The following is an 11,335-nucleotide window of genomic DNA, read 5'->3' as shown; positions in this document are numbered from 1 at the left end:
TGAAGCCCCGGTGCACCCCAGCCCCGCCGACGCGTGAAGCCCCGGTGCACCCCAGCCCCGCCGGCGTTTGAGGCGCGGGTCCGGGCAGAGCCCGGCGGCCCCGGCGCGCAGCCGGTACGGCTCAACCCCACCCCCGGCGCCGGAGGCGCGGCCCGCCCCGCCGGGTCAGGAGCCACGGGCCCGGGCAGAGCCCCATGGCGGGCTCCCGCGAGGGGCGGCAGCCAGCCGGGACCACGTATTCCGGCCCCCCGGCGAAGCCCGCCCCACTAGGCTCGGATCCACGGCCAGTCCTAGGGGGAGGGGCCACCCGGCCATGGAGCAACTGCACCCGCACGACCCGCACCGCATCGGCCCGTACCGCCTGCTGTCCCGCCTCGGCGCGGGCGGCATGGGCCAGGTCTACCTGGCCCGTTCCGACCGCGGCCGCACCGTCGCCGTCAAGTTCGTGCACCCCGAGCTCGCCGCCCGCGAGGAGTTCCGGACCCGGTTCCGCCAGGAGGTCGCCGCCGCCCGCCGCGTCGGCGGCGAGTGGACGGCCCCGGTGCTCGACGCCGACACCGAGGCCCCGACCCCCTGGTTCGCCACCGGTTACATCGCGGGGCCCAGCCTCCGCCAGGCCGTCGCGCGCGACTTCGGTCCGCTGCCGGGCCGTTCCGTACGGATCCTGGCCGCGGGTCTCGCGTACGCCCTCCAGGACATCCACCGCGCCGGACTCATCCACCGCGACCTGAAGCCCTCGAACGTCCTGCTCACCCTCGACGGCCCCCGCGTCATCGACTTCGGCATCGCCCGCGCCCCCGCCGAGCCCGACGCCGGTCTGACCCGGACCGGCGAACTCATCGGCTCCCCCGGGTTCATGGCCCCCGAGCAGATCAACGGCGTCCCGGTCACTGCCGCCTGCGACGTCTTCTGCCTCGGCGCGGTCCTCGCGTACGCCGCCACCGGCCGGCTCCCGTTCGGCGACAGCGAGCAGCCCGGCGGCATGGCCGCGCTGCTGCTCCGCATCACCGAGGGCGAGCCGGACCTGACCGGGGTACCGGCCGACCTGCACGCTCTCGTACGGGACTGCCTGCGCCGGGACCCCGCCGGGCGGCCGGCACCCGCCGAGGTGCTGGCCAGGGTCGGAGCGGGCGACACCGTGGCCGACGGGAGGGCCCTGGAGCCGTGGCTTCCGGGCCCGTTGGTGGCCCAGCTCGGGCGGCACGCCGTACAGCTCCTGGACCGCGAGGACGCCGGCCCGGACCGCGGCGAGCCCGCGCCCGCGGCCCCGTACGCGCCGGAGCACCCGCCGGAGCACCGGCCGCCGTACGCGCCGGAGCACCGGCCGCCGTACGGGCCTGCGCACCAGCCCGGGTACGGGCCGTCCCCCTACGCGGCCGCCGCCGCGCCGCAGCACCCGTCGGCGCCCCGGCCGTCGGCGCCGCCGCCGCCTCCCCCGGTCCATCCGTCGACGCTGCCGACCCGCTCCGGCCCCGCGACGCTGCCGGCCGGGCACCCCGCGTACGGACCGTCCCGGGCGGAGCCGCCCCCGCGGTCCCGGACCGCGTCCACCGCCTTCCTCGTCGCCATCGCCTCGGTCGTCGCGATCGCGGCGGGCGGCACCGTGTACGCCGTGATGGGCGGCGGCCAGGACGTGGCGCCGCCCGGCGGCAGCACCCGTACGCCCGTCGTCGGCGCCCCCTCGGCCTCCCCGGCCCCGGCGGAGCCGTCCGCCCCCGTCGGCCCGGCGGGCGCGTCCGGAACCGCCGCCGACCGCCTTCCCGACGCGTACCTCGGCACCTGGCGCGCCGCCAACGGCACCCAGGCGTGGCGGCTCACGCTCGGTCCCGGGTCGGTCGGCGACACCGTGATGTCCCTGTCCGTCCAGGACCCCGCCTTCGCCTGCTCCTGGGAAGCGTCCCTGCGCAGCGCCTCCGAACCGGTGGAACTGGACGCCTCGGCCGTCACCTCCGGCGACCCCGTCACGTGCGCGCCGGGCGGGTGGAGCCGATTGCTGCTGCTGCCCGACGGAACCCTGCGGCGGGAACTCGTCGCCGCGGACAGTCCTCCGCTGACGTACCGGAAACAGTGAGGGCGTTGAAGCGACCACCGGATTGTGTCGAAGTCAATAAGCCTGCAAGCAGAGCTTGTTACGTATGACGGCCGCGTCGGACACTGCCGCACATGGAGCCGTTGAACGTAGTGGCACAACTGTGGGAGCGGATCGAGGCACGCGACTGGGACGGGGTGGCCAAGCTCATCGCCGAGGACGCGGTCATCGAATGGCCCGTGAGCGGTGAGCGCATCGTGGGGCGTGCCAACTTCGTCGCCGTGAACAGTGACGACGGCTATGCGGACGACAGATCGGTGGAACTGCTGCGCATCCTGGCGGACGGGGACCTCGTCGTCACCGAGGTCGAGATACCTCAGGACCACGTCGTCTACCGCGCCGTCTCCCTGTGGACCGTGCGGGACGGGGAGATCGTGGGGGCGCGGGAGTACTGGACCAGCCCCGGCCAGGACCCGGCGCCGCGCTGGCGGGCGGGATACGTGGAACCCCTCGTGGCGGACTGATCCGCGGCGGCGCCGGGGGCTGCCGTCAGGCGGCGCCTTCGGACGGATGCCTTCGGACGATGGCTTCGGGTTGCTGCCTTCGGGCGGATGCCTTCAGGTTGCTGCCGTCAGGCGGCTGCGAGCCGGTCCAGCTCCTCCCCGATCGCCGTGCGCAGGCTGTCGTGGCGGGGGGCCAAGGCGTGTTCCGCGCCTCGCCAGTACGCCGCCTCGCCGTACAGCCAGACCGGCACCCGGACGAGGTCGGCGGGCTCCCAGTCGTAGCGGGGCCAGACGTGGGCGTGGAGGTACGGGTCGGTGTTGCCCAGGATCTCGATGTTCACGCGGCGGAAGGCCGGGTCGAGCCGGCGGCAGGCGACCTCGACGGCCTCGGCGAGCCGCTCCATGTCGGAGAGGTACGCGGCCCTGCGCGCCCGGGGCAGGTCGGAGAGCCGGGTCACGGCGGGGTCGTCGGTCAGCAGTACCGAGTAGCCGGGCAGGAACTGGCGGTCGCCGATCACGGCGAAGCCGGCGTCGAGACGGCGCAGGACGGTGGGGTTCTCCCCCCGGTGGGCGCTGCCGATGCGGTCGTGGCGCCAGGCGGTGTCGACCATGACGGGACCCTACCGAACGGCCTGTGGCGGCCCGCTCGACGCCTCACCTCACGTCTCGCGTAACCCCTGTCATACCTGAGAGCCACGCGCGGAGACGGCTCCGCAGCGGGACGCGGACCACGGGTATGGATTTCTACCTTCGGAAGCAGATGAGGGGCGGGGACGGCTCTTCCGGAGCGAGGGAACGGACGATGGCGGGGACGAAGACGGGGGACGGGGCTGGGGCCGGGGTGGGTGCCGGGGCCGGGGCCGAGGTGGGGGCCGGGACGGTCGGCGGTACGACGGCGACGGTCGCGCGGGGCACGACAGGGCCGGCGGGCGCCGCCGGGGCCGGGCGGGTCGGCGGGCGGATGGGCGGACGGATCGGCGGGCGGGTGCGGCGGACGTTGCTGGCCGCGTTGGTCGCCTCCGCCGTCGTGATACCCGTGTCCGCGGCCGCCTCTCCCGACGTGCCCGCCCCGCCGCCCGTGGCGTTCGCGGAGGACGCCACCGCCGAGGTGCGGTACGCCGCGAACCTCACCAACCTCGCCGAGGCGGCCCGTACCGCCCGGGGCGCCGGCCGCACCGGCCGGGCGGCGAAGCTCCACGCCATGGAGGCGGGCGGTACGGCTCGGTTCCTCGCCTTCGACGGCCACGGGACGGGGCGCGCCGTCGAGGTGTTCGGCAGGCTGGAGGGCGCCGACCGCGTCACCGTGCTCGTGCCCGGATCGGACACCACGCTCGACACCTACCAGCGGTTCCGCGCCGGGGCCGTCGCCCTCCAGCAGCGACTCGACGCCGAGCGCCCTCGCTCCGCGGTGGTCGCCTGGCTGGGGTACGACACCCCCGGCACGATCAGCGCCACCGTCCTCACCACCGGACGGGCGGACGGGGCCGCTGCCGAACTGGGCCCCTTCCTGGAGCGGTTGCGGGGGCTGACGGGACCGGGAGCGCGGCTCTCCCTGCTGTGCCACTCCTACGGTTCCGTGGTCTGCGCCCGGACCGCCACCGGGCCGGCGGTCACCGACGTGGTCCTGTTCGGCAGCCCGGGCACGGGGGCCCGGGCCGCCCGCGAGCTGCCGACCCGGGCCCGGATCTGGGCCGGCCGGGCCAGCGGCGACTGGATAGGCGGTGTTCCGCACGTGCGGTTCGGCGGGATCGGTTTCGGCGCCGACCCGGTGGACCCGGCCTTCGGCGCCCGGGCCTTCGACGCCGGCTCGGCCGGGCACAGCGACTACCTCAAGCCCGGCACCGCCTCCCTGGACAGCCTCGCCGCCATCGTCCTTGGCACCGGCACCGATGTGGGGGTCCCCCGTGCGTAGGCTCCGCTCCCGCTGGGCCCTCCTGGCGGACCGCATCGAGGGCGCCACCCCGGCAGGGCGGGACCGGGCCGTGGACGCGCTGCGGGCCCTGGCGATCGGGGGCGTGGTGTTCGGCCACTGGCTCGTCACCGCCCTGACCACCGCCGACGGCGGCCTGAGCGGCACGAGTCCGCTTGCGTACATGCCCTGGCTGGCCCCGGTTTCCTGGGTGTTGCAGACCCTCGCCGTCTTCTTCCTCGTCGGCGGCCACGTCGCCGCGAGCGGGTACGCGTCGGCCCGGGCGCGGGGGGTCCCGTACGGCACGTGGGCCGGGCAGCGGCTGGGCCGGCTGTTCCGTCCGGTGGCCGCGCTGCTGGCCCTGTGGACCGTGGCCGCGGGCGGGATGCTGCTCGGCGGAGTCGCCCTGGACACCGTGCGGACGCTGATCGGGCTGGTGCTGTCACCGCTGTGGTTCCTGCTGGTCTTCGCCGCGCTGACCGCCGCGACCCCGCTGGTGGCGCGGCTCCACCCGCTCTGGCCGGCGGCCGTGGTGGCGGGCGTCGACCTCTGGCGGTTCGGTTTCGGCGGGCCCGAGGCGATCGGCTGGGTCAACGTGGCAGCGGGCTGGCTCGTCCCGTACACCCTGGGCGCCGCGTGGTCGCGGGGGACGTTCGCCCGGCGCCGACCGGCGCTGCTCCTGCTCGTCGGCGGGGCCGCCGCGACCGTCTCGCTGGTCCTCTGGGCCGGGTACCCGGCGTCCATGGTGGGCGTTCCCGGCGCCGCCGTCTCGAACCTGAACCCGCCGACCCTCGCCGCGGTGGCCTTCGGGCTGGCCCAGTGCGGGCTGGCACTGCTGGTCCGCGAGCCGCTGGCCCGGTACACGGCCCGGCCGAGGGTCTGGGCGAAGGTGGCCCTGGTGAACCTCTCCGCCATGACGGTCTTCCTCTGGCACCAGACCGCCATGATGGCCGTCACCGCCGTCGGACTGCTGGTCCCGGGCGATCTGCCGGGGCTGCACACGGTGCCGGGCTCGGTGGGCTGGATAGCCGCCCGGCTGCTGTGGCTGCCGGTGTTCGCAGCGGCGCTCGCGGTGTGCTGGGGCGCGTTCCGTGCGTACGAACGGCCCGGGCGGCCCCGGGCCCCCGGTACCGCGCCGGTGGCCGGGGCCCGACCGGTGGCCGCGCGGCAGACGGCCGTTGCTCGTCCGGCTCCCGTCAAGGAGGCGACCGGTGCCTAGGGTGACCCCCGTGACCCAGCAGATCCGGCCCCCGGCCGAACCACCGCACCGAGCCCCTGGCTTGGGAGACAGCACCTGGCGGGCGGCGGTGCGGGAACTGTTCACCCTGCGCCGGGACCCGCTTCCCCCGTTGTCGCGGCCGCGCTGGCTGGCCCGGCTGCCGCACGCCGTCGTCCTCCTGGCGGCCGGGTTCTTCGGGCTCTTCACGGCGACGGAGCTGTTCGGCCCCTACCAGATCAGTGGCGACCTTGCGTTCTTCCAGGCGGTCCTGACCGGACTGGCCATCGGACTGGCCCTGTACCGTCCGATCGCCGCCTGGTGGCTCGGGCTGCTGGCCGCCGCCCTGATCGCCTGGACGATTCCCCTCCCCCTCCCGCCGGACGCGACCTGGCCCTGGACGCCCGGCGGGCTGTTCGCCTTCGCGCCGCTGGTCCTGCTGGTCGCCCTGCGGGTTCCGCCCAGGGTCACCATCGCGGTCGTCGGCGTCTCGCTCGGCTACACCGCCCTGGCCGAGGCGCTGTTCAAGCCGGAGCACAGCCAGAGCACCCTCGTCGGAGCCGGGGTCGTCTTCGGTTTCTCGGGCCTCCTCGGCTACGCCCTGCGCGCGCTGCGGCTGGCCCGCGGGAAACTCGTGGAGCAGGAGACCCTCACCGAGGAGGAGCGCGCCCGGCGCACCCTGCTGGAGGAGCGCAGCCGGATCGCCCGCGAACTCCACGACGTGGTCGCGCACCACATGTCGGTGATCTCCATCCAGGCCCAGGTGGCGCCGCACCTCGTGGAGAACCCGTCCGAGGAACTGAAGGAGAACCTGGCCGGCATCCGGGAGAACGCCCTGGAGGCCCTGACGGAACTGCGCCGGGTGCTGGGCGTGCTGCGCTCCGAGGACCCGGACGATCCCGCGGACCCGCACCATCCGCAGCCGACCCTCGCCGAGCTGGACGGCCTCGTGGACAACGTGCGGGGCGCGGGCCTGGAGGTCACGACCGAGATCGCGGGTGTCCGTCGGCCGCTCACCTCGGGCGTCGGGCTCACCGCGTACCGGATCGTGCAGGAGGCCCTGAGCAACTGCCTGCGCCACGCGCCCGGCTCGCAGGTCGAGGTCGGCATCGCCTACGGGCCTCACGACCTGCACCTGTGCATCGCCAACACCGCCCCGACGCGACCCGCCCCGTCCTCCCCGGGGGCGGGACACGGCCTGTTGGGCATGCGGGAGCGCGCGGGCATGCTGGGGGGCGAGCTGGCCGCGGGGCTGCGCCCCGACGGCGGGTACGAGGTGAGCGCCGTGCTCCCGATGGACCCGCGGCACCCGACCGGTGGATCCGCCCCTGACACGAAGAAGGACTGACCCCCATGACCAGCCCCATCAAGGTGATGATCGCCGACGACCAGATGATGGTCCGGCAGGGGTTCACCGTGCTGCTCAACGCCCAGCCCGACATCGAGGTGGTCGGCCAGGCCGTGGACGGCGCCGACGCCGTTGCCCGGGTCGCCGAGCTGTCCCCGGACGTCGTGCTGATGGACATCCGCATGCCGGGCATGGGCGGCATCGAGGCCACCTCCGTCATCACCTCCGTCCCGGGCGCCGCCGTGAAGGTGCTGGTCCTCACCACCTTCGACCTCGACGAGTACGTGTACGAGGCGCTGCGGGCCGGGGCCTCCGGGTTCCTGCTCAAGGACGCCTCGGCGGACCAGCTGGCCGAGGCGGTGCGGGTGGTGGCGGCCGGCGAGGCACTGCTCTCACCGAACATCACGAAGCGGCTGATCACGGAGTTCTCCCGGCTGGGGGCGCCCCGCGCCCCGTCGCGCGCACGGATCGACGAACTGACCGAGCGGGAGACCGAGGTGCTCACGCTGATCGCCCAGGGCCTGTCGAACGCGGAGATCGCCGCGCACCTGGTCCTGGCCGAGCAGACGGTGAAGACCCACGTGGGCCGCATCCTCGTGAAGCTCGGCCTGCGGGACCGGACCCAGGCCGCCGTCTTCGCGTACGAGACGGGCCTGATCCGTCCGACGGGCTACTGACGGACCCGGGTAGTCCTTGAGAGGGACCCCGGGATATCCCCATCAGCGGCGACGCGGACGACGTGGGCGGCGACCTACGGTGGTGTGTATGACCGAGACGACCGCCGGGGGGACACCCCGTACGCCCGAGTTCCGCATGGCTGCGGGGGTGCTGGCGACCCTGCGCCAGGACATGATCACCGATGCCTTCGCCTATCGGCCGCTCCCGCTGATGACGGCCCCGGGGCGCTTCATGCGGCGGATGCCCGCGGCGATACGCAGGCACGCGCCCTGGGGCCAGTACGCGGCGGTGACGGCACTGGCCGCCTTCACCGTGATCTTCACGGCCGGCTCCCAGCAGACCTTCCTCGGCGACCTGGGCCGGCTCGCCGCGGGGCTCATCGCGGGCATCCCGATCCTGATGACGCTGGTGCGGCCGGTGGGTGCGTGGTGGGCGGCCGTCGCGATGACGCTGGCCCTGGCCGTGCTCGGCGGATCCTGGAACTGGCCCTGGACCCCGGGCAGCTTCCTCTCCTACATCGTCGTGCTGGTCCTGGTGACCCTGCGGACCGGGCCGCGGATCGCGGGCTGGATGTGGGTGCTGACCTTCGCCCTCGGCTTCGGGATCTCGCTGGTGTTCGGCAACCGGTCGGGGATGAACTTCCCGGAGATGGCGGTGACCTCGGCGATCGCGCTGGCGATCGCGAGCAGCATCCAGATACGCCGGCACGCGACGGCGGAGGTGACGGCGCAGCAGGAGGTCACGGCCGTAGAGCGGGACAAGCGGACGCTGCTGGAGGAGCGGACCACGATCGCGCGCGAACTGCACGACGTGGTGGCGCACCACATGTCGGTGGTGGCGATCCAGGCGGAGGCGGCGCCGTACCGGGTGAAGAACCCGCCGCCGGAGCTGGAGGCGGCGTTCGTCACGATCCGGGAGAACGCGGTGGCGGCCCTGACGGAGCTGCGGCGGGTGCTGGGCGTGGTGCGTTCCGCGGACTACGAGGCGCCCGACGCCCCGCAGCCGACGCTCGCCTCACTGGACGGGCTGCTGGCGAACGTGCGGCAGGCCGGGCTGAGCGTGGACAAGACGATCACCGGCGCGGTCCGGGAGCTGCCGCAGGGCGTGGAACTGTCGGCGTACCGGATCATCCAGGAGGCCCTGAGCAACACGCTGCGGCACGCGCCGGGTGCGCAGGCCGGGGTGGAGGTGTCGTACGTGCTCGGTGGCCTGGGGATACGCGTCGTCAACGAAGCGGCGACGGGGGACGTGCGTCCCTCGCCCGGTGCCGGGCACGGGATCACCGGGATGCGGGAGCGGGTGGCCATGCTGGAGGGTGAGATGACGGCCGGCGCGACGGCCGACGGCGGGTACGAGGTGGCGGTGTTCATCCCGGTGCGCGGGCGCGGCGAGCCGGTGTCCGGGACCGTGTCCGAGACGAGCTCCGGGCCGGGTACGCCGTGACGATCAAGGTACTGATCGTCGATGACCAGATGATGGTCCGCGAGGGGTTCTCCGTGCTGTTGAACGCCATGGACGGCATCGAGGTGGTCGGTGAGGCCGTCGACGGCCGCGAGGCCATCGCGCAGGTGGCGGCGCTGCGGCCGGACGTGGTGCTGATGGACATCCGCATGCCGCTGATGAACGGTCTGGAGGCGACGCGGGAGATCGTGGCCGCCGACACGGACGCGAAGGTGCTGGTCCTGACGACCTTCGACCTCGACGAGTACGTGTACCAGGCGCTGCGGGCCGGGGCCTCCGGGTTCCTGCTCAAGGACGCCTCGGCCCGCCAGCTGGCCGACGGGGTGCGGGTGGTGGCGGCCGGGGAGGCGCTGCTGGCGCCGTCGGTGACCAAGCGGCTGATCGCGGAGTTCTCGAAGCTCGCCGAGTCCCCGAGGCTCGCCGACCCGGCGGGCGTGGGGGAGCTGACGGAGCGCGAGACCGAGGTGCTCGTACTGATCGCACAGGGGCTCTCCAACGTCGAGATAGCGGACCGGCTCGTCGTCGCGGAGTCCACGATCAAGACCCATGTGAGCCGGATCCTGGTGAAGCTGGGCCTCCGCGATCGGACACAGGCCGCGGTGTTCGCCTACGAGACCCGCCTGGTGCGCCCGAGCTAGGCGCCCGAGCCAGCGCGCCCCACCCGGGGTCGCCCTCCTGCGACGACAGGTCCGGCGGGCGGGGAACTGCGTTCCGCCGGAGCGGGGTGGGGAGGCGAATCGTCCGGAGGGAGCCGGGTTGCCGCGCCCGGTGGCACGGGGGGCCGTCCGGTCGGCGGGGCAGGATCTAGGGTGCGGGGATGGGCTTTGATCCGTGGGACCCCGCGTTCGTCGCCGATCCGTACCCGGCCTACCGGGAGTTGCGGGAGCGGGGGCGGGCCGTCTGGTACGAGCCGACCGGGCAGTGGCTGGTGCCGCACTACGCCGACGTGAGCGCGCTGCTGCGGGACCGGCGGCTGGGCCGGACCTACCTGCACCGTTTCTCGCACGAGGAGTTCGGCCGTACCGCACCGCCGCCGGAGCACGAGCCGTTCCACGTGCTCAACGGCAACGGCCTGCTGGACCTGGAGGACCCCGCGCACGCGCGGGTGCGCAGGCTGGTGGCGAAGGCCTTCACCCCGCGGACCGTGGAGCGGCTGGTCCCCGCCGTGCGGCGGCTCGCGGGGGAGCTGGTGGGGCAGTTCGTCGCGGACGGCGGCGGGGATCTGCTCACCGCCGTCGCCGAACCGCTGCCGGTGGCGGTGATCGCCGAGTTGCTCGGCATTCCGGAGGCGGACCGGGGTCTGCTGCGGCCCTGGTCGGCGGACATCTGCGGGATGTTCGAGCTGCGGCCGGACGAGGAGACGGCGCGGAGCGCGGTCCGGGCGAGCGTGGAGTTCAGCGCGTACCTGCGGGCGCTGATCGCCGAGCGGCGCGCCCGCCCCGGGGAGGATCTGATCTCCGGCTTGATCGCCGCCCACGACGAGGACGGGCGGCTCAGCGAGCAAGAGATGATCTCCACCTGCGTCCTCTTGCTGAACGCCGGCCACGAAGCGACCGTCAACACCACCGCGAACGGCTGGTGGACGCTGCTGCGGCACCCGGAGCAGCTCGCGGAGCTCCGGGCGCATCCGCACCCCGAGGGCGCGACGTCCCCACACTTGTCCACAGCTGTGGATGAACTGATGCGGTTCGACACACCCCTGCACATGTTCGAACGCTGGGTGCTCGACGACATCGAGATCGGTGACACCGTCGTACCCCGCGGGGCCGAGGTGGCGCTGCTCTTCGGATCGGCCAACCGGGACCCCGCGCGGTTCGCCGACCCCGACGTACTGGATCTCGCGCGGGCCGACAATCCGCACCTGACCTTCGGCGCCGGAATCCACTACTGCCTCGGAGCCCCCCTGGCACGGCGGGAGTTGGAGGCGTCCTTCGGGGCCCTGCTGGCTCCCGGGGTCCCGCCGCTGCGGCTGGTGAAGGAGCCGCGGTGGCGGGACGGCTACGTCATCCGGGGGCTGGACGAGCTGATCGTCGCGTTCTGACGGCCGACCCGGCGACCGACCAGGCGGCCGGCCCTGCGGCTGACCCCGGCGAGCGACCAGACGGCTGCCCTGCGGCTGACCCCGGCGGCTGACCCCGGCGGCAGCCCCCGGTCCACCCCCCACCGGTCCGCGAGCGCGTCCACCAGCAGC

General features: G+C 74.2%; 10 protein-coding genes and 1 pseudogene. 9 read left to right on the top strand and 2 right to left on the bottom strand.

Translation table 11 applies throughout. From position 1 onward, the window contains the following. Positions 1 to 313 precede the first annotated feature (313 nt). The gene (locus ACFWW8_RS17255; protein WP_386529587.1) at positions 314 to 2,071 is read left to right on the top strand and encodes a protein kinase; all 1,758 of its coding nucleotides are present in this window, start codon (positions 314 to 316) and stop codon (positions 2,069 to 2,071) included. Between the two features lie 92 nt (positions 2,072 to 2,163). Next, on the top strand, positions 2,164 to 2,553 hold the full coding sequence (locus ACFWW8_RS17250) for a nuclear transport factor 2 family protein (protein WP_386529584.1): 390 nt from the start codon (positions 2,164 to 2,166) through the stop codon (positions 2,551 to 2,553). 107 nt (positions 2,554 to 2,660) lie between these two features. On the opposite strand, the gene ACFWW8_RS17245 is transcribed toward ACFWW8_RS17250, so the two are convergent. Then, positions 2,661 to 3,143: an HIT family protein gene (locus ACFWW8_RS17245; RefSeq protein WP_386529581.1), complete on the bottom strand. Its 483-nt coding sequence runs from the start codon at positions 3,141 to 3,143 to the stop codon at positions 2,661 to 2,663. Between the two features lie 191 nt (positions 3,144 to 3,334). Here ACFWW8_RS17245 and ACFWW8_RS17240 point away from each other — a divergent pair, with 191 nt between their 5' ends. The 7 genes from ACFWW8_RS17240 to ACFWW8_RS17210 all read left to right on the top strand — a co-directional run bounded on the left by ACFWW8_RS17240 (position 3,335) and on the right by ACFWW8_RS17210 (position 11,185). Beyond that, positions 3,335 to 4,444, top strand: a complete 1,110-nt coding sequence (locus ACFWW8_RS17240) for an alpha/beta hydrolase (protein ID WP_386529579.1) — start codon at positions 3,335 to 3,337, stop codon at positions 4,442 to 4,444. Next, on the top strand, positions 4,422 to 5,660 hold the full coding sequence (locus ACFWW8_RS17235; protein ID WP_386529576.1) for an acyltransferase: 1,239 nt from the start codon (positions 4,422 to 4,424) through the stop codon (positions 5,658 to 5,660). Before ACFWW8_RS17240 ends, ACFWW8_RS17235 begins: the two co-directional genes overlap by 23 nt. Before the next feature lie 10 nt (positions 5,661 to 5,670). After that, a complete protein-coding gene (locus ACFWW8_RS17230; protein WP_386529573.1) occupies positions 5,671 to 7,005 on the top strand; it encodes a sensor histidine kinase in 1,335 nt (444 codons plus the stop codon). Positions 7,006 to 7,010: 5 nt separating this feature from the next. Further along, a complete protein-coding gene (locus tag ACFWW8_RS17225) occupies positions 7,011 to 7,682 on the top strand; it encodes a response regulator (RefSeq protein ID WP_386529570.1) in 672 nt (223 codons plus the stop codon). Between the two features lie 88 nt (positions 7,683 to 7,770). Continuing rightward, positions 7,771 to 9,126: a sensor histidine kinase gene (locus ACFWW8_RS17220; RefSeq protein WP_386529567.1), complete on the top strand. Its 1,356-nt coding sequence runs from the start codon at positions 7,771 to 7,773 to the stop codon at positions 9,124 to 9,126. Then, a complete protein-coding gene (locus ACFWW8_RS17215) occupies positions 9,123 to 9,782 on the top strand; it encodes a response regulator (protein ID WP_383916482.1) in 660 nt (219 codons plus the stop codon). The genes ACFWW8_RS17220 and ACFWW8_RS17215 overlap by 4 nt, the downstream gene beginning before the upstream one ends. Positions 9,783 to 9,961: 179 nt before the next feature. Further along, positions 9,962 to 11,185, top strand: a complete 1,224-nt coding sequence (locus ACFWW8_RS17210; RefSeq protein WP_386529564.1) for a cytochrome P450 — start codon at positions 9,962 to 9,964, stop codon at positions 11,183 to 11,185. Here ACFWW8_RS17210 and ACFWW8_RS17205 read toward each other — a convergent pair. Then, positions 11,143 to 11,335 (bottom strand): annotated as a pseudogene (locus ACFWW8_RS17205) (hypothetical protein); the annotation flags it as partial. The gene ACFWW8_RS17210 and the pseudogene ACFWW8_RS17205 overlap by 43 nt on opposite strands.

Origin of the sequence: Streptomyces sp. NPDC058701 (assembly GCF_042715295.1) — a bacterium.
Taxonomy (GTDB): Bacteria; Actinomycetota; Actinomycetes; order Streptomycetales; family Streptomycetaceae; genus Streptomyces.
This window is presented reverse-complemented; position numbering and strand designations above follow the sequence as displayed.